The sequence below is a fragment of the Actinomadura madurae genome, from assembly GCF_047130825.1.
In the GTDB taxonomy this organism is placed as follows: Bacteria; Actinomycetota; Actinomycetes; order Streptosporangiales; family Streptosporangiaceae; genus Spirillospora; species Spirillospora madurae.
Genome location: NZ_CP083237.1, coordinates 4,571,369 through 4,589,452, shown reverse-complemented (window position 1 = coordinate 4,589,452; position 18,084 = coordinate 4,571,369). Strand labels below are relative to the sequence as shown.

General features: G+C 68.7%; 14 protein-coding genes and 1 pseudogene. 7 read left to right on the top strand and 8 right to left on the bottom strand.

All coding sequences use genetic code 11. The features are described from left to right. Window positions 1-601: 601 nt before the first annotated feature. Window positions 602-1,807, top strand: a complete 1,206-nt coding sequence (locus K8Z49_RS20665; RefSeq protein WP_412520353.1) for a M20 metallopeptidase family protein — start codon at window positions 602-604, stop codon at window positions 1,805-1,807. Here the strand turns inward: K8Z49_RS20665 and K8Z49_RS20660 are convergent. The 5 genes from K8Z49_RS20660 to K8Z49_RS20640 all read right to left on the bottom strand — a co-directional run bounded on the left by K8Z49_RS20660 (window position 1,771) and on the right by K8Z49_RS20640 (window position 6,928). Next, window positions 1,771-3,714 (bottom strand): methyltransferase domain-containing protein, encoded by a 1,944-nt coding sequence (locus K8Z49_RS20660; RefSeq protein ID WP_412520352.1) that lies wholly within the window; start codon window positions 3,712-3,714, stop codon window positions 1,771-1,773. The two genes, K8Z49_RS20665 and K8Z49_RS20660, sit on opposite strands and share 37 nt — an antisense overlap. Window positions 3,715-3,852: 138 nt before the next feature. After that, complete coding sequence (locus tag K8Z49_RS20655) at window positions 3,853-4,359, bottom strand: hypothetical protein (RefSeq protein WP_024934347.1); 507 nt, start codon at window positions 4,357-4,359, stop codon at window positions 3,853-3,855. 58 nt (window positions 4,360-4,417) lie between these two features. Beyond that, a complete protein-coding gene (locus tag K8Z49_RS20650) occupies window positions 4,418-5,281 on the bottom strand; it encodes a DUF4231 domain-containing protein (RefSeq protein WP_256255322.1) in 864 nt (287 codons plus the stop codon). Between the two features lie 117 nt (window positions 5,282-5,398). Further along, on the bottom strand, window positions 5,399-5,995 hold the full coding sequence (locus tag K8Z49_RS20645; protein WP_276330282.1) for a dihydrofolate reductase family protein: 597 nt from the start codon (window positions 5,993-5,995) through the stop codon (window positions 5,399-5,401). A gap of 90 nt (window positions 5,996-6,085) precedes the next feature. Further along, on the bottom strand, window positions 6,086-6,928 hold the full coding sequence (locus tag K8Z49_RS20640; protein ID WP_075020761.1) for a helix-turn-helix domain-containing protein: 843 nt from the start codon (window positions 6,926-6,928) through the stop codon (window positions 6,086-6,088). Window positions 6,929-7,021: 93 nt separating this feature from the next. On the opposite strand from K8Z49_RS20640, the pseudogene K8Z49_RS20635 reads away from it, so the two are divergent. Beyond that, window positions 7,022-7,626 (top strand): annotated as a pseudogene (locus tag K8Z49_RS20635) (VOC family protein). 67 nt (window positions 7,627-7,693) lie between these two features. Here the strand turns inward: K8Z49_RS20635 and K8Z49_RS20630 are convergent. Beyond that, window positions 7,694-8,596, bottom strand: a complete 903-nt coding sequence (locus tag K8Z49_RS20630) for a LysR family transcriptional regulator (RefSeq protein ID WP_111830223.1) — start codon at window positions 8,594-8,596, stop codon at window positions 7,694-7,696. Window positions 8,597-8,673: 77 nt separating this feature from the next. Here K8Z49_RS20630 and K8Z49_RS20625 point away from each other — a divergent pair, with 77 nt between their 5' ends. Beyond that, window positions 8,674-9,486, top strand: a complete 813-nt coding sequence (locus K8Z49_RS20625; protein WP_021593025.1) for an isocitrate lyase/PEP mutase family protein — start codon at window positions 8,674-8,676, stop codon at window positions 9,484-9,486. On the opposite strand, the gene K8Z49_RS20620 is transcribed toward K8Z49_RS20625, so the two are convergent. Then, window positions 9,452-10,081: a hypothetical protein gene (locus K8Z49_RS20620; RefSeq protein ID WP_412520349.1), complete on the bottom strand. Its 630-nt coding sequence runs from the start codon at window positions 10,079-10,081 to the stop codon at window positions 9,452-9,454. The genes K8Z49_RS20625 and K8Z49_RS20620 overlap by 35 nt on opposite strands. Window positions 10,082-10,201: 120 nt before the next feature. Here K8Z49_RS20620 and K8Z49_RS20615 point away from each other — a divergent pair, with 120 nt between their 5' ends. The 3 genes from K8Z49_RS20615 (at window position 10,202) to K8Z49_RS20605 (ending at window position 13,166) form a co-directional block, all read left to right on the top strand. Beyond that, window positions 10,202-11,272: a hypothetical protein gene (locus K8Z49_RS20615; RefSeq protein WP_412520347.1), complete on the top strand. Its 1,071-nt coding sequence runs from the start codon at window positions 10,202-10,204 to the stop codon at window positions 11,270-11,272. 43 nt (window positions 11,273-11,315) lie between these two features. Further along, window positions 11,316-11,852, top strand: coding sequence for a GNAT family N-acetyltransferase (locus K8Z49_RS20610; RefSeq protein WP_033330221.1), 537 nt, complete (start codon window positions 11,316-11,318; stop codon window positions 11,850-11,852). A gap of 72 nt (window positions 11,853-11,924) precedes the next feature. Next, window positions 11,925-13,166, top strand: coding sequence for an FxsB family cyclophane-forming radical SAM/SPASM peptide maturase (locus K8Z49_RS20605; RefSeq protein ID WP_412520344.1), 1,242 nt, complete (start codon window positions 11,925-11,927; stop codon window positions 13,164-13,166). 2 nt (window positions 13,167-13,168) lie between these two features. Here the strand turns inward: K8Z49_RS20605 and fxsT are convergent, their stop codons facing one another. Continuing rightward, the gene (gene fxsT, locus K8Z49_RS20600; protein ID WP_021593020.1) at window positions 13,169-15,700 is read right to left on the bottom strand and encodes an FxSxx-COOH system tetratricopeptide repeat protein; all 2,532 of its coding nucleotides are present in this window, start codon (window positions 15,698-15,700) and stop codon (window positions 13,169-13,171) included. Between the two features lie 683 nt (window positions 15,701-16,383). Here fxsT and K8Z49_RS20595 point away from each other — a divergent pair. Continuing rightward, a complete protein-coding gene (locus K8Z49_RS20595) occupies window positions 16,384-18,039 on the top strand; it encodes a hypothetical protein (protein ID WP_412520342.1) in 1,656 nt (551 codons plus the stop codon). The last annotated feature ends 45 nt before the right edge of the window (window positions 18,040-18,084 follow it).

Sequence of the window (18,084 nt, the reverse complement as noted above, 5' to 3'; positions counted from 1 at the left end):
ACACCATGGGCGGCACCCTGGGCCACGCTGCGGACGTCATGCGCGATGCGCCAGAGTTGCGGTCGTCGACACTTTCATCGGCTTCCGGACCGCGAAGGCGGCTGATCAGCTCATCGCAGGTCGCGGCACTGCTGGGTTCGATGCGGATTGCGATCATCGGTGTGTCGTGGTCTAGGAGAGTCGGTAGACATGTCACAGGGCCAACTGGCGCATTGAGCTTTCGGCGGTGATCCGGTTGAAAACACGTTTGGTCGAAGTGCATCCGTACGATCCGCACTTTCATGCGGGTGGCGACCGCGCGGTCAGGGGAAAGTGCTCGTGGCACGGTGTCACGTGCGACGACGAGGTGGCGGCCAGCGTCTTGACCCGTCATGAGGGTGGGGACGCCTGGCATGCCGTGTGCCAGCGCGCTCTGGAAGTCCTTCGCGGCCGACAGGGATAGTCGGGCTCCGCGTTCAAAATCAACTCACGCTCCGGCGTGGGCCGAGCCGGTCACCTTGCCTGGAGGCGACATCGCTTGCCGGCATGTCGGTGTCTCTTGGCAGTGTTTGGTGTGCCTGTCATTCTGGGCCTCGGTAGTCAACGGATAGGGCATCGTGACATGACCGCTGACGGTTCTCTGGCCCCACCCGCGATCGACACGCTGCAGGAACTGCTGAGGTTGCTGGCCGACGAAATTCCGGCCGCGGTCGAACTGCGTCATCGGCTTCACCGCGTTCCGGAACTCGGGTCGGAAGAGCATGCCACGGTCGCGCTCATCGAGGATTCCCTTCCTGTCCAGGGGCGGAGTTTCGCCGGGACGGGACGGCTGGTTTCGATTGGGGACGCGTCCCACGACGCCGTTTGGGTTCGGGCCGAGCTCGACGCTCTGGCGATCAGAGAACGGACCGGGGCGCCGTACGCCGCTACGGGTGAGAACATGCATGCCTGCGGTCATGACGTGCATCTCGCGGCGTTGGTCGCCCTGGTGCGTGCTGCTCACCGGATGCGGGACGGGCTGCCGGCCAGGCTCACCGCGGTGTTCCAGCCCAGTGAGGAGCGGCATCCGTCCGGGGCGCTGGCGCTGGTCAACGATCCGGAACTGGCGGTCGGGGTGAGGGCCGCCATCGCCGTGCACGTCCATCCGGAGCTGCCCTGGGGCGGTGTCGGGATCGAGCCGGGGGCCGTCAACGCCGCCGCCGACGCGGTGCACATCGTGATCAAGGGGGCGGGCGGGCATGCCGCCTACCCGCATCAGGCCACCGATCCCGTGCTGGCGCTGGCCCACCTGGTGGTCGGGCTGAACGGCCTGGTCGGACGCCAGGTGGATCCGACTCGGGCGGCGACGCTGACGGTCGGGAGCGTGCGGGCGGGCTCGACGGAGAACATCATTCCCGATGAGGCGGAGGCCAAGGTCACCTTCCGCGCCCTGGACGAGCGTGACCAGGACCGGCTGCGCGACGCCGTGAGGCGGATGGCGACCGGTGTCGCCGAGGCGCACGGTTGCACCGCCGAGTTGACGTTTCCCAAGAGCGAACCGGCGCTGGTGAACGACGACAGGGCGGCGCTCGCAGCTCGGTCGCTCGCCGCGATCGGCGGTTTCCGGCTCGCGCCGCCCTGGCGTTCCTGCGGCGGCGACGACTTCGCCCACTACAGGACCGTCTGCCCGGCATTGATGATTTTCGTAGGCCTGCGTGGTGCGCCGGAGTTCCAGCCTGCGCCGTTGCACCAGTCCGACTTCCTGCCGCCCGACGGTGCCGTGGCCGCGGCGGCCAGGGCGCTGGCCCTGGGTTACGTCGCGGGACTGTCGGTCGACCCGGCCTCCTGAGGGGGACGCCGGAAGGTCATGACCTTGAAGAACGGGATGGCGCCGACCGAGCGCTCGCCCACGGGGATCAGTCCGGTGCGGATGGCGCTCTCCCGGAGTTCCTCGCAGGAGAAGGCGCCGATCATGTCGGCGTTTCCGCTGATGAACCCGCTGGCGTAGTCTTCCGACAGCCCGTGCGCGACCATGGCGTCGCGCCATTGCCCGGCCGCTTCGCCGGAGTCGATTCCCGAACCCTCGTCGATGCCGAACGAATCGGAGAAGACCAGGCTTCCGCCTGGTTGCAGGCGGCGGATGCATTCCTTGAAGAAGCTGTCGGCGCTGACGGGTCCGGTGGCGCGGTCGAGCATGAAGTGCATCACCAGGGACCCGAAGATGACGTCGTAACGGAGATCCTCGCGCACGCCCTGCCAGGCGATCTGCTTGAGAAGGTGTACGCGGGCGTTGACGTCGTCACCGAGGTATTCGCGGGCGATGTTGTGCATCTGCTCGGCGCGGTCGACCGCGTAGTAGCGGCCGACCGGCGGGAGGTCGCCGAGGGCTTCGGACGGCTCGCTGAGGTGCTTGATCCAGGGCAGGATCAGTGCGGTCAGGCTGCCCGTGCCGTGCCCGACCTCCAGCAGGTCCACCGGCTTGCCGGTGCCCTGGCGGATGTGCAGGATCTCGCGGGCCACTGCCGCGGCGCATTCGGAGATGAACTCGTTGTAGGGCGGGATCCAGCATCGAACGTGCTGGTCGTACCGGTCGAAGTAGGCCGGCGGCCGGCGCTCGGTCTGCTGGTTCCAGGCCAAGTCCCACTGGCCGATCCGGTGCTTGCTCAGCCATTTGCGCTTCAGGCTCACGAAGTCGTCGGCCGGATCGAACTGGACCGCGCCCTCCACCACCGCGTTGTAGAACACCCGCGCGTTCTCGCAGCGGTGTTCATCGTGCTCCACGACGAACATCTGCTGCTCTTTGAAGTCCCGGCTGCGGCGGTAGCCGCCGAAGGTGGCGTCGTCCTCGATGAGCAGCAGGTTCAGGCCGACCGTCTCCGTGCTGAACGGGTGCCGGGCACGCGGGTCGATGTCGTCCTTGGTGGCGACGAAGATCTTGTAGTCCTTGTGCCGCAGGAGCTCCTTGCGCCAGGTGTCGATGTAGCGCGACAGTTCCGACTCGCGTTCGAAGAACAGTTTCCAGTCGACGAGGAAGACGCGCTCGCCCACGGGAGTGGTCAGGTCCGGCTTGCTGGACTTCCAGAACGGCTCGATGTCGTCGGTGAGGTCGGCGATCGCCTTGACCTGGAGGTTCGGACGCTTCTGCAGGGCGTTGAACATCCGCACGTAGTAGTCGGAGTGCGCGGCGATGATCGACTGCCCGCCCTCGCGGATCCCACTCGCCATCGCCTTGACCAGGCCGTCCATCAGGTGCAGGTGGGCGTGATCGCCTTGATAGTTGTCCAGTACCTGCTGCACGCCGTGGTGGAATTCGGAGCGTGCGCGGCGAAGCTCTCGATGTCCCGGGCTGAGTGCGCCGCTCTGCAGCGCATCGAGCAGCTTGCGCAGATCCGTCTCGAAGCGCTTGAAGTTCGCTTCCCAGCTCGCGTCGTTCGGATACTGCAGGTATTTGGGTGCTCCGAAGTCCTCTGGAAGAGCCTCCGAGTCCTCCTGCTTCAGAACGATGACAGGAATGTCCGCACGCCGTGCGAAGCCGACCTCGAATGCCAGGTTGGGCCGGCCCGACGACCCCTCCAGGATCATCAGGTCGCACTGGAGGAGCTGGTTCTCTATCTCCGCGCCGATATTGCGGATGTGCTGCTGCTGGCTCCAGTCGTACACATCGTAGTCGCGCTCGGCGAGCTGCTTTCGCACAATGTCGAGAGCCTTGTTCAGGGCGCTCTCCTCAGAAACCTGCTGAGACCAGGCGAGAAACACTCGTATGCGATCCAAGGCCCATCCAGTCTTTCGGTTTATTGATCGGATTCACATGACGCAGATGTCACGGAGTGCAATGGGTATGCTACGGTCTTTTGTTCTTGCTGTCAGCAGGCTGCTCGGCCATATGCGGTCCGGTCAATTGAGACGGGCCTCATCGGACCTGCGCGAAGATCGCGCGGAGCCGGGCGGCCAGACCCGGTGGACCGGGATGCCGCGGCGCCGGGCCTCCTCGACGACCTCCGCCGTGCCGCCCCGTCCCGCCGCCGGCCGTCCGTCCCAGACCGCGATCAGTTCGTCCACCGACTCCAGCATGACGGCGTTCGCCGCCTGATGGGCGTGCGAGGTGGAGCTGGAGAACGGGAGGCGGCGTATCACGGTGGCCGCGGCGAGCATCCGGTCGTACAGCGCCCGCGCGGACACGGGAAGCGCATGACGACGGTCGGCGGCGCAGACCACCGCTTCCAGCGTCCCGCCGAGTTCGAGGACGACGTTCGCGAAGATCTGGTCGACGCCCTCCGCGAGGCAGGAGACCCCCACGAACTCCGGGGCACGGGAACCGAGCAGCTCCCGGATCCGCGCCTCCACCGTGAGAGCCGACCGCGGGGTCAGGTCCCGATGGCCGGTCACGGCGATGCGTGCCACCAAACGATCACCACCCTTGCCCCGGCGCCATCCTGCCGCGCGTCCGGCCGGGGCGGGATCAGCTGTGCGATGCCCACCAGAGAGTGTGCTCACGCGAGATCGCCTCCTCCGCCTCGTCGACGAAATGCGCCCACTCCGCCTCGGTCTCGGGCCAGTGCGCGCGCGAGGCGATGTCGGCCAGCTCCTGGGCGGCGACCGCGTAGGCGCTGGCCAGCTGATGGTGCTGCCGGGTCTGCAGCCAGGCCACACCCGCGGCGGCCAGCGCGCCCGCCACCCCGGCCAGGTCGATGTCGACCAACTGCACCACCTTCAGCACGGCGCAGACGAGCCCGATCGCCTCGACCACGGCGAGCACGACCGACCACCTGGCGGCTCGCCGCTCGTTCAGAAGCGCCCGGGCGGAGTACCACGAGCGCTGATCATTGATCCGGCCCAGCGTGTAGGCATGCCGTCGTTCGTCCAATGGCAGCGCCCTCATCTGCCGCATCGCGTTCGTGACCTCCAGCCCCCCTTCAGGAGGCGGCACCACGACGACGCCCCGGAGAGCGTCCGCGATGCTGCCGAACCGGCGAAGCAGCTGCTCGTCGACGTGGCGCCCGTCCTCGTCCCCCTGGTCGAAGGGACGGCCCCCGACCAGGTAGCGCCACGCCAACGACTTGACCGACTCCGCCATGGCACGCGCCGCGTACCAATGCCGGTCCGGCCGCACGGTCAGCAGATAGACGTCGGTCACCAGGGCCACGATCAGTGCCGTGGCGGCTCCGAAGGCGGCGAGGTCCAAGCGTCCGCTCTCCAGGCTCAGAGCCCCGAAGAGCGCCGCGGCGACGAGTGCGGCCAGCCGGAGCCTGGTGGCGACGAGAAGCCTCTGCTGCCCCAATTGCGCACAGCGATCGGCGGCCCGATATGACGCCGGGAACTCCACCTCTGAAATCAGCTCCACATCCTCATGTGAGGCCAACCACGGGCACCCGTCTAGGGAAAACCTGACAGTGGGCCAACGAAGTGGCTGTTCGGATAGCCCTTTAGCCTGCCGTGGCCGTCAGAGCTGGCGGCGAACCCCGTACTTCAGGTGCAGGACCCCTTCGCCCTGGACGACCACATGGGGGTCCTCCAGGAGGCGCCGGGCGGCGATGGCGCCGAAGTAGCGCTTGCCCGCACCGAACACCACCGGCACGACGTCCATCGCCACCTCGTCCACGAGGCCGGCGGCGAGGGCCTGGCCGCCCACGTCGCCGGCGTTCACGGCGACGGCACGGTCCCCGGCCAGCTCGCGGGCCTTGCCGATCGCGGCCGTCACGTCATCGACGAAGTGGTAGGACGCCTCGGGGTGCCAGCCTTCGGGCTTCGGACGGTGGGACACCACGACCACGTGGTCGCCCGTGGGCGGCCGCCCTTCCCAGCCGTTCACCAGGTCGAACAGGTGGCGGCCCATCACGATCGTGCCGATCGACCGCCACATCGCCCCGACGTACTCGGCCGATGCCCGCGAGACCCTGAAGCCGCTTCCGGCTCCGGAGTGGTCGTACCCGCCGGCCTCGACGATCGGGGTGTCGCCGTTGAAGTACCAGTCGTGGAGCGGCCCGACGTCGTCCTTCTCGTCGGCGATGAAGCCGTCCACCGACGTCACGCTATGCATGATCACTGTGCCCACGGGTCGTCCTCCAGTCTTCCTGCGCCTCCGTTCTCCGATCTTGTCGTTCCCGGCCGCGGCCGGGCATGTAAGAAATCACTCCGCGGGCATCGGGCCGGCGTCCGGCGGGAACCCCTCCTCGGCCGGGAACCGGCGCCGCAGGGCCAGGAATTCCGTCGGGGTGTGGCCGGTGAAGTCCTTGAACTCCCTGGTGAAATGGGCCCGGTCGTAATAGCCCGCCGCGTGCGCGAGGTCCGACCAGTCGACCGGACGCCGGGCGTCCACGGAAAGGATCAGCCGAGCGAAGCGGTAGATCCGTGCCACCCGCTTCGGGGTGACCCCGACATGAGACGTGAACCGCGCGGCCAGGTGGTTGCCGCTCACCCCCGCGTCCTCGGCCAGCGCACGGACCGGGATCGCGCCGTGGGAGGCCTCCAGACGCCGACCGGTGTGCAGGACCAGGCCGAGACCGCGCGAGGGCGCCTCGGCGAGCCGCGACAGCAACTCCGTCTCCACTGCCCGCAGTGCCTCGGTGGGCGAGGTCACGTCGCCCACCTGGTTCCGGATCCGGTCGATGGACCGTCGCCAGACGTCGTCCACCGGCACCCAGCGGTTCCGCAGCTCGGACGCCGGCATGCCGACGAACGGTGACAGCCCCCAAGGCTTGAAGTGCACCCCGACCAGCCGCACCGGGTTGGGGTACTCGTAGCGGAAACGCCGGGTCCATAGGCCCATGAACCATCCGTCGCTGAGCGCCGCCGACGGTACCGAAGGGTCGGAATCCCATAGGCGTGTAGGGCCGCCCAGGTTGATGAACAGGTGTGCCGAGGGCATTGGCGGGACGTCCATGCGGTGGTGGTGCGGCACCCCGGTCAGGCAGTAGATGTCGTCGATGAAGCGATCGAGGGGTGGGGCGGGCACCCTGCCGACGTATTCCATGGGCTCAGTGTGGCCGTCCCCGGTCGGGTCCGGGGGCCGCCGGGGGTGCCTTCCTCCTTCCGGGAGGTGGCGCGCCCGGGTTACGGTCCCGGAATGAATCTTGATCATCTGGTGTACGCGGCCCCCGATCTGGCCGCGGCGGTCGAGGACGTCGCACGCCTGACCGGGGTGCGGCCGGTGCCGGGCGGGTCGCACGTCGGCAAGGGCACCGGAACCACCTGCTGGGCCTCGGCGGTGCAGCCTTCCTAGAGGTCATCGGACCGGACCCCGGGCAGCCCGATCCGGCGGGGCCTCGGCTGTTCGGGATCGACGATCTGACCGGGCCCGGATTGGTCGGCTGGGCCGTGGCCACCGACGATCTGGACGGGACCATCGATCGTGCTCGGGCGGCCGGGTACGACCCCGGGCCCGCCCAGGAGATGTCGCGTCGCCGTCCCGGTGGGGAACTGCTGCGGTGGAGGTTGACGGCGCCCCGGACGGGACCGGTGCCGTTCCTCATCGACTGGGGCGAAACGCCTCATCCGGCGCGTGAACTCCCCGTCGTGCGCCTGCTCTCGTTCGACGCCGTCCATCCCGAACCCGAGGCCGCGCGGAAGGATGTGTCAGCCCTCGGGGTCGAGCTGAACGTACGAGAGGGCGCGCGTCCGTCGTTGGCCGCACGCCTGGAAGGGCCGAACGGGCCGGTGACACTCAGCTAGTCAGCCCGCCGCACACGCCTTCACGCTTGGGCGCCCCGTGGGCTCGGTGTCGCGGTGGCCGATCGGGTCAGCGCAGGTCAGGAGTGTGGGCTTTGAGCTCTGCGAGGAACGCGCTCGTCAGGCGGCTTTGGTAGCCGTCCTTCCGGCGGACGGCGACCACGGGCAGTTCCGCTGTCAGGCCCTGCACCTCGACCGTGCGCAGGCTGCCGATGCGCAGTTCTTCGCGGATGCCGCTGAGCGGCATGAGCGCCACCCCGAGCCCGGCCTCCACCAGGCGTTTCTGCGCGGTGAGGCTGTCGATCAGGGTGATGGAGGGGTCGGCGAGCCCGGCCGCCGCCAGCTGCCGTCGCAGCACGTGCCCGAACGAGTCGGGCTGGAGGCGCTCGGGTGGGAAGCCGAGCCAGCGCTCGTCCCGGAGGGGCCCCAGATCCGGTATCCGCCGCTCGGCGATCTCGTGCGAGGCGGGCACCACGACCAGGAGCCGCTCCGCGCCGAGCGGGACGGACTCCAGCGCGGGATCGGGATCGGGGAAGTAGCGCAACCCCAGCGCGGCCTCACCGGTGCGGACCAGGACGCTCACCTCGCGGCTCGTGGCCGTCCGCAGGTCGACGGGGGCGTCCGGGAAACGCGCCTCGAACGCGCGCAGCGCGTCGACGATGTGCGAGTCGGCGAGCGTTCCGACGATGGCGACGCTCAGGGCGTGCGCCTCGCCCGCCACGTCCCGGACGGCCTGCTCGCCGTCGCGGACGGCGGCCAGCGCAGCCTGGGCGTGCGGGAGGAGCGCCTTCCCGGCCTCGGTGAGGGCGACGCGGCGGCCGGTGCGGTCGAACAGCGGCGCGCCAAGCGAGCGTTCCAGCTCGCGGATGCGCCGGCTGATCGCCGGCTGGGACCGTCCGAGCCGCGTGGACGCCTCGGTGAACCCGCCCACCTCGGCGATGCACACGAACGTCTCGATCTCGTCGATGGTCATCCCCATCAGTATTACTGATGAATCGCATCGGGAACATGCATTTGACTGATGGCCGATTCGCGGGCGAGGCTGGGAACATGACCGATCAAGCCGCCAAAGCGACCGCTTTCCAGGCCCTGCATCAGCGCCCCGAACCGCTGCTGCTTCCGAACCCGTGGGACGCCGGGACGGCGCGGCTGCTGGCGCACCTCGGTTTCGAGGCACTCGCCACCACCAGCCTCGGTGTCGCCAACCTGCACGGCCGGCGCCGTGCGGGCCGCCAGGAGATCCTGGACAACTGCCGCACCATCGACGAGGCGACCCCGCTGCCCGTCAACGCCGACCTGGAGAACGGCTTCGCCGACGACCCCGCCGAGGCGGCGAAGATGATCGCGGAGGCCTGCGCGCACGGCGCCGTCGGGGCGTCCATCGAGGACACGACGGGGAACCGGCGCAGCCCGATCTACGACTTCGGCCTGGCCGTCGAGCGGGTGCGCGCGGCCGTGGAGGCCGCCCGGACCCTGCCCGTCCCGCTCGTGCTGACGGCCCGAGCCGAGAACCTGCTCTACGGGATCGACGATCTCGACGACACCATCCGGCGCCTCCAGGCCTTCGAGGAGGCCGGTGCCGACGTCCTGTACGCGCCCGGCCTGCGCACCCTGGACCAGATGCGCACGGTGGTCGCGTCCGTCGGCAAGCCCGTCAACGTCGTGATGGGCTTCGCCGACCCCTCGATCACCCTGGACCAACTGGCCGAGATCGGCGTGCGGCGGGTGAGCATCGGCGGCGCGCTCTCCAGATTGGCCATGCGCTCGTTCCTGGACGGCGCCCGCGAAATGCGCGAAGGCCGGTTCGGTTTCGTGACCGACGTGGCGCCTATGTCCGACCTGCTCCCGGCGTTCGTCCGGTAGCAGGCACCGTGCTCGTCCTGGACGCCCAGTCGAGGAGAGCGAAGCCCAACGCGAATCCCAGCATCGTGAACACGCCGCGCGGCCAGAAGATGTGGCTGTCGATGAACGACCAGCCGGATACCAGCAGGACGGCCGTGCCTGGAAGAACGCGGACGCCGTGCCGCGGCCACAACGCGACCGCGGCGGCCACGACGGCGACGATGAGGGCGTAGGCACCGATATGCCCGAGTGCGTCGCCGGTGTCGTAGAGCGGCTGTTTCAGCGCTCCCAGATCCGCGGTCCGCGGAGCGTGCTCGACGGTGGTCCCCGCCGCGATACCGGCGACCGCGTCCAGCCCTGTGTAGTAGGCGGCATAGGCGAACGCGGCGACCCACGCCACCACGCTGGCCACGCCCGCGATGTTGCGGTGAGGCCGATGCCACAGGACCACCAGCAATCCGGCCGGCAGCAGCGGGAACACAGGCAGCAGCACGATATGCAGGTGAGCCCAGTCTTCCGCGGTCCCCCTGGACAGTCCGTGGGGGTGAACCCACCCCGCCACGGCCAGGACGAGCGGCGCGGCGACTACCAGAACCAACCTTCCGATGCTCCACACCCCCGCGATCGTAGAACCACAAGCCCCGCCCACCAGATCCCGTAAGCGCTCCGTAATACGACGCTTTCGATGTTGTGCTTCCCTTGAGTGCTCGACGCCGGCCAGGGAGGGACCGAAGCCATGCCGCTGTTCGAAATGACGCCCGAATCGCTGGTACCGGTGCCCTCGTCCACCTTCACGGCGGAGCAGGTACTCGAACGGGCGGACCTGCAACGCCTGCTGCGCGCTCGCATCAGCGCCATCGCCGACGGGGTGCTGATCGTCTCCGAGGAGTTCGGAGCCTTCACCGACGCCCGCCGCCGCATCGACCTTCTGGGCATCGACCGGGAGGGGCATCTCGTCGTCTTCGAGCTCAAGCGGACCGAGGACGGCGGCCATCTGGAGCTCCAGGCGCTGCGGTACGCCGCGATGATCTCCGCGATGACCTTCGAAGACCTGGTGGAGCACTACGAGCGGTACCTGGCGCGGGTGGAGCCGTCCGCCGTCGAGGAGGCGCACTCCCGCCTCACCGACTGGCTGGAGGAGGCCGACGGGGAGAACACCGTGCTCAGCCGTGAGGTCCGCATCGTGCTGGTCTCCGGCGGTTTCGACCGCGAGATCACCACGACCGTCCTCTGGCTGACCGAGGTGTACGGGCTGGACATCCAGTGCGTTCGTCTCACCCCGTACAAGGTGGGCGATCGGCTCCTGCTGGACGTCCAGCAGGTCATCCCACTCCCGGAAGCGAGCGAGCTGACGATCCGGCTCAGGCGCCGCGAGACCCGGGCGCGAGCGGCGCGCACCGGCGACGGCCGCGACTGGACGCCGTACGTGATCACCACTCCGGATGGACGCACCGAGCCTCTCCGCAAGCGGCGTGCCGTCCTGGCCATGGTGACGGGCCTCCACCGGGCCGGCGTCGCAGCGGAACAGCTCGCCGAGGCACTGCCCAACTCCAAGTTCATCTCGGTCGACGGCACGCTGACCGGAGAGGACCTCGCGGACGCTCTGGCGACGGCTTATCCGGGATTCAGCGAACGGCTGCGACGCTGGTTTCTGGAGTCCCCCCTCCACGACGGCGACCGCACTTGGGTGCTCTCCAAGATGTGGGGGGCCAACACCGAGCGCATGCTGGAACGCCTCACCGCTCTGGCGCCGCCAGGCTCCCGCTTCGGGTACGAACCATCCCCCGCGGACCAGGGGAGCCCCTGAACACGACACACCGGCGCTGGGGCGGGTGGCGTAGATTTCGCGGGTGGGCGTGGAGTTGAGGGTGGGGGCCCGGGTGGCGGTCCGGCGGGTGCGGGCCGAGGATGAGGCGCGGTTCGTCGAGCTGGCGTGTGCCAGTTCCGCGTTCCATCGGCCCTGGGTCAATCCGCCGGTGTCGGCGGAGCAGTTCTCGGCGTATCTCGCGCGGTTCGACGAGGTCACTGCGGTCGGAATGGTGGTCTGCCTGCGGGACGGGGGAGACCTGGCCGGCTTCGTCAACATCAACGGGATCGTCCGCGACTCTTACCAGCGCGGCATGCTGGGGTACGCGGCCTTCCTGCCCTACGCGGGACAGGGATACCTGAGCGAAGGGGTCGCGCTCGCGGTGAGGTACGCCTTCGAGCGGTTGGAACTGCACCGCGTCGAGGCCGACATCCAGCCCGGGAACGACGCGTCGGTCCGGCTGGTGAAGCGGCTCGGTTTCCGCAGGGAGGGGTTCTCTCCCGGGTTCATCAAGATCGACGGGGAATGGCGGGACCACGAGCGGTGGGCGCTCGCGAAGGGCGTCGATCGCGTTTATTGATCTTGTGAACTAGACATATCACTACAAAATTAGAAGCGCAGCGCCGTGTCTTGATCTCCTGGGGGTCAGCAGGTGGGCGTCCGCGATGAAGAACCCGGCCAGACGATCGAGTGGCCGGGCGCACTCGACGTGCGCGGACTCCTGGAGGACGGCTGGCGGCCCACGCCGATCCGCGACTTCATCCTCAAGGTCCACAGCAGATGCAACCTGGCGTGCGACTACTGCTACATGTACGAGATGGCCGACCAGGGCTGGCGGCGGCAGCCCCGGCGGATGTCGCGGCAGGTCCTCGAATGGGCGGCGAGGCGCGTCGCCGAGCATGCGCGGACGAACCGGATCCCCGACGTCCAGGTCGTGCTCCACGGGGGCGAACCGCTGCTCGCGGGCGCGGAGCACCTCGGGTACGCGATCGAGACGATCGTCGCGGCGGCGGAGCCGGACGTGCGCGTCGGCTTCAGCGTCCAGACCAACGGTGTCCTGCTGGACGAGATGTTCCTCGACCTGTTCGCCGAGCACGGCGTCTCGGTGGGCGTGAGCGTGGACGGTGACGAGGACGGCCACGACCTGCACCGGCGGCGCGCCGACGGTCGCGGTAGCTACCAGGCGGTGCGGGACGGCCTGGAGCGCCTCACCGGGCCGAACTATCGGCATCTGTTCGGCGGGGTGCTGAGCACCATCGAACTGCGCAACGACCCGATCGTCACCTACGAGTCGCTCCTGAGTTTCGAGCCGCCCGAGATGGACTTCCTGCTGCCGCACGGGAACTGGGACACGCCGCCTCCCGGACGGCCGCCGGACGAGTCGACGCCCTACGGGGACTGGCTCATCGCGATCTTCGACCGGTGGTACGCCGCGGAGGCGGACGACGTGCGCATCCGGCTGTTCAGCGAGATCATCCGGCTGCTGTTCGGCCGGATGTCGGCCAGCGAGGCCGTCGGGCTGTCCCCGGTGGCGGTGGTCGTGGTGGAGACCAACGGCGAGATCGAGCAGGTCGACTCGCTGAAGTCGGCGTACGACGGGGCGGCGGGCACGCGGCTGCACGTGTCGCGCGACCCGTTCGACACCGTCCTGTCGCTGCCGTCCGTCGCCGCGCGGCAGATCGGGCGGCGGGCCCTGTCGGACCAGTGCCTGGGCTGCGCGGCGCACGAGGTCTGCGGCGCGGGCCTCTACCCGCACCGTTACCGGTCGGGCACGGGCTTCCGCAACCCGTCCGTCTACTGCCAGGACCTGCTCAAACTGATCACCCACATCCGGGACGTGCTCAGCCGCGACCTGGACCTCTCTGCGGCGGAGCCGGTGGCCACCGCGGTCTGAGGTCAGATGGGCGGCGGGTCGAAGTCGGCGTCGAGCCGGCGTCCCTCCAGGAAGACCCGGGCATCGGGGTGGTCGAGTGTGAGGGTGCGGCGGTAGCGCTCCTCGGTGTCGTCGTACAGCGCCGTGGCCTCGTCGTCCCGTCCGAGCGCCCGCAGGTCGGCGACGGTGTTCGCGGCGGCCGCCAGCGTCAGGGGGTGGTTGTCGCCCAGGAGCGCCCGGAGCCGCCGCAGGCTGCCCGAGCAGAGCCGGTACGCCGACTCCGTCTCACCCATGGCGGCCAGGTCGCTGGCCAGGTTGATGGCGACGGTGAGCGAGTAGTGGTGGTCGCGCCCCAGCTTCACCTCCAGGCCCGCCAAGGCGTCCTCGTTGAGCTTCCTGGCTATCTCCGGATCCCCGGTGATGCGCCGCAGGACGGCCAGGTTTCCCGCGCAGGCGTGGTTGTAGGGGTGCTCGGCGGCGTAGATCCGCGGATAACGGCGGACGGTGTCGTCCGCGAGGACCAAGGCCTCCTGGAACTCGCCGATCGTCCGCCGGATGTTGGCGAGGCAGACGGCCGCGGCGAGCGTGTCCGGGTGGTCCAGCCCGTAGATCCGCACGTAGCGCTGCTGGATCTCCTCGGCCAGTTCCAGGGCGCGGTCGTAGTCGCCGGCGCGGCGCCAGGCGATGGAGAGGTCCTTGCCGGCGCGCAGCGTCCAGGCGTGTTCGGGGCCCAACTGCTCGATGCCGAAGGCGTAGACGTCCTCGCCGAGGTCGCAGGCCTCGGAATAGTCCCCGCCGAGCCGCACCGTTCTGACAAGCCCCGTGTAGAAGTTGAGGTAGGCCGCCGGGTCCTTGGTCGCGCCGTCTTTCGCGAGCACTTCGCGCAGCACCTGCTCAAGACGCGTCCGGGCGTTCGCGTAGTCGCTCTTGAGACCGTAGTCGAGCGCCACATTGTTGACGGCGCGCCAGGTGTCCATGTTCGTCTCCCCCTCGAACTTGGACCTGTACCGGCGCAGCGCCTCCTCGTCGACTTCGTGGGCCTGTTGGAAGTCGCCGCTCGCCCTGAGGTCCGCCGCTCGTCCGCGAAGAGCGCGCAGCGTCGTGTCGTGGTCGGTACCGAGGACCTTTTCGGCTGCGTTGAGCGTCTCGACGTTGCGCTCCGCCGCCTCTTCGTACTGGCCGAGTTCGCGGAGGAGGTTGGCCAGTTGGACCTGGAGGTTGAGCACGTCCTCGTTGTCGGCGCCGGAGGTGGCGGTCCACTCATCGAGGAACGACCGCACGAAGGACCGGGCAGAGGGGTAGTCGGCCGAAGAGTAGAGATACGTGATCATGTTGAGCGCGAGCTTGCGAACCTCCGGGGTCTGGCATTGCGCGACCCCGGCCGGTTCCAAGTGCCCCAGCGCGTTGAGATAGGTGGGCCAGTTCTTCGCGTTGCTCGGGTCCAACCGGGTGTAGCCGGCCAGCAGTATGTGAACTTCATGACGGAGGCGCCCCTGCTCCGCCTCGGGCAGTTCGTCGCGGACGAGAGCCTGGATCAGCCGGTGCACCTGGATCGTCCGGGCGGGGATGTCCAGCCTGGCGAGAGCGAAGCGCCCGAGCTCTCCGATCGCACGGCCCAACCGGATGGGGTCTTCGATCAGGTTTTTGGTCTCGGGGCTCAGTCCGGGCACGACCTGGCTGAAAGCATCCCGCGGGATCGGTTCCGGGCCGAAGAAGGCGCAGTAGCGCAGGAGGTCGAGCGCCTCGGGCAGTTTCTCCTCCAGGCTGGCGACCGAAAGTGCCCAGGCGGCCGTCATCGACACGGGGTACTCGGTCGGTTTCCCCTGAGAGAGCAACTGGCTGGTGCGCTGCGTCAGAAGCCGAAGATACTCCGATACCGCGATGCCGGTCTCGGTCTGGAGCGCACCCGCCTGTTCCAGAGCGAGCGGCAGGTCACCGAGCTCTTCCGCGAGCCGGTCCGCGTCTTCCGGCGTGATTCCTCTCGGTACCCGCCTGGTCAGGAATTCCACGCTCTCTTCGCGGGTGAAGACGTCAATGGGAACGGCGTCGACGATGCCCGCCCAGCGGTGGTTGCGCGACGTGATCAGCACGTGCCCCGGGCCCTGCGGGAGGACGTCGGTGAGCTCCTCCGGCTCGTCCGCGTTGTCGAAGATCAACAGCCAATCGGAGTAGGGCTCTCCACGGCGTAACGCGTCGAGCACCGCGTTGGCGGCATCCTCGACGCCGCTCACCGCCGCCGAGGGAAGGCCGAGATGCTGTGCCAGGCTGGCCAGCGACGAACGGACCAGGACCGGCTGGTCCGCCGGGATCCACCAGACCAGGTCGTAGTCAGATCTGTACCGATAGGCGTACTCGACCGCCATCTGGGTCTTGCCCACACCGCCGAGACCGTGCAATGCGTGCGGTAGGACCGCCGTGACCTGGTTGGCCAGCCCGCTGCGCAGCCGTGCGAGGAGATCGGCGCGGCCGGTGAAGTTCTTGTTCTGAGGAGGGACCTTCCCCCAGACCTTGGGAACGCGCTCGGTGGGCGATGCATCCGGCTGTGAATAGATCACTCGATCCCCCTGCGCCATGCCTCGCGCCCATGGGCGTGAGGCATCACGATGCGGTCAAGTTTGCTCTTCAACGAAGTTAGTGTAATGAGGCCGTCTGTTCCAGACTGTGTCTGGTGACACGCACCCCGATCTTCGTTTCGGATGTCGTTATTGCCATTTACCGATGTCCGGATGATGGAGGTGCATGGTCGGCACTATGGCGCAGGATGGCAATTCCTGAGAGCATGGCAGCGGTCAGTGTGCTGTTGTAGCCCGGAGACGCGCTCCCTATGGGCGCGGCTCCGTACCGCCCTGTAGAGGAGAGACAGATGCGGCCATCCACCTCCGACGGCAACGCCTTCCGGTTGTCGAGTGACCGAGTACCCGCCGCTCGCATGCCGTGTACGGGGCCAGGAATTCGCAGGGTGAGGGAGGAGTTGGCCAGGCCGGGTAGCATTGGCCGCCAATTCGACAACAGGTCGAGCAAGCCCGTAATGCGGTGGACCTGGTAGGGGCGCCGCGATCTGTGATCATTTGACGGTGGCCGGGCTGCGCCCTGGACGATCGCGTCATCGGGGATGCCGGGCGCCGTTTTGAATCGTCACCGCTGGGAACCGACGATGCGTTAGTCTCATGGGACTCGGACCCCTGAGTCCGAGTCCATAACAGATCTCCAGCGGGCACCCGCTCACGGGGACGGAACGATGATCGCGCAGTCTTCCCTCGGCTCACCCGGTTCTGACATGGCCGGACGCATGCCCGAGGAGCCGAACCGGGAGATCTTTTACGGCAGCGATCAGCAGATGGCCGAAGTCGCGACCTTGTGGAAGAGCAATCGGCTCCTCGTCCTGCACGGCGGAGCGGGTGTCGGCAAGACTTCTATGCTGCGCACCGGCGTCATTCCAGCCCTCGATGCCGAGGGGGCGCACGTCCTGCCCGTGGCGCATCTGGCACATCGGCCGTCCTTCCCCTTGGCCGCGCTGGCCGAGCACAACGTCTTCCGGCTCGCCGTGCTGGCCTCCTGGTACCCGCGCGAGTCCCCGGTCCACATCTCCGAAGTGACGATCGGGACCTTCCTGCGCAAGCAGCGTCGCAGGGACCGGTTCGGCCGGCCGCTGCCGATGCTGGGGGCCGTCGACGGCCTGGAGGCGCTGCTGCGCACGTCCGACCGGCACGAGCAGCACCGTCAGGACTTCCTCGATGAGCTGGCGACGGCCGCGAAGGAGATGCCCGATCTGCACCTGCTGCTGGTCGTGCGCGACGACGCGATCGACGCGGCGCTGGACTTCGCCGACCGGCTCGGCCAGGCCCCTCCCGCCACCTGCGAACTCAAGCCGCTGACGCCCCAAGCGGGGTGGAAGGCGGCCTCAGCTCTGCTTCACCGAGCCGACCATTCCGGCGAGGGCATCGCCGCGGCATTAATGCGGGAGCTTCGGACGGTGCGGTCGACGGGCGGCGTTCAGATCATCTCGCGCGTCGAGGGCGTGCTCCTGCACCTGGTTCTCGCGGACCTCTGGGAGGATCTGCACGCCGATACCGAGATCTCGGAAGAGCGTCTGCGCGCCGAGGTGAACCGTGTCTTGGAGGACTTCTGCGCGCAGAGACTCGCCACGATCGCCGCCGATCAGAGCCTCCCCGCCAGCACGCTGTTCTCTTGGTTCCGCTCCCTGTTCGGCGGGCCGGAGGGACGCGCTGGAGTCTCCGTGGCACGCGCATGCGAGGCCATGCCCGGCGCGGTCGTCGACGCGGTGCAGGATTCCCACCTCATCCGGGCGAGGATCCGGGACGGTGACCGGTATTACGAGCTCTTGCATCCCCGGCTCATCGAACCCGTGGAGCGGCTGGGGGATGGAACCGTCCCCATCCGCCGACCGGGGCCCTCGGCGCGTCTCCGGCAGGCTCACGAGGCCCTCGCCATCGGCGATCCCGAACTCGCACGCCGGCACACCGAAGCGGCCACCCGAGCCTGCGGTGAAGGCGATCTCCGGGTCCTCGCCGACGCGACCACCTTCCTGGGCGACATCGCCCACGAGCGGGGGGACGCCGCAAGGACCGTCGTGCACTACCGCGAGGCCGCGGCGATCTTCGAGGCCGTCCCGGACAACGCCGCGGTGGGCTGGCTCCTGGCCGGAATCGGCCGGGTGCTCCTGCCGCGCGATCCGGGTGAGGCGGTACGCCAGCTCCAGGCCGCGGCGAGCCGGCTCCCGCACGAACTCTCGGTCCAGACCGCCCTCGGGCAGGCGCTCTGGCGGTCCGGACGGACGCACGCCGCCCGTGCGGTGTTCGAGGACGTCCTCGGCCACGACAGCAGGAACCGCGAAGCACTCGACGCCAAGCGCGCCATGACCGGCGCGGGATGAACCAACCGCGCTGAGGAGTCGTCGGACGTACCACCACCGCTGACG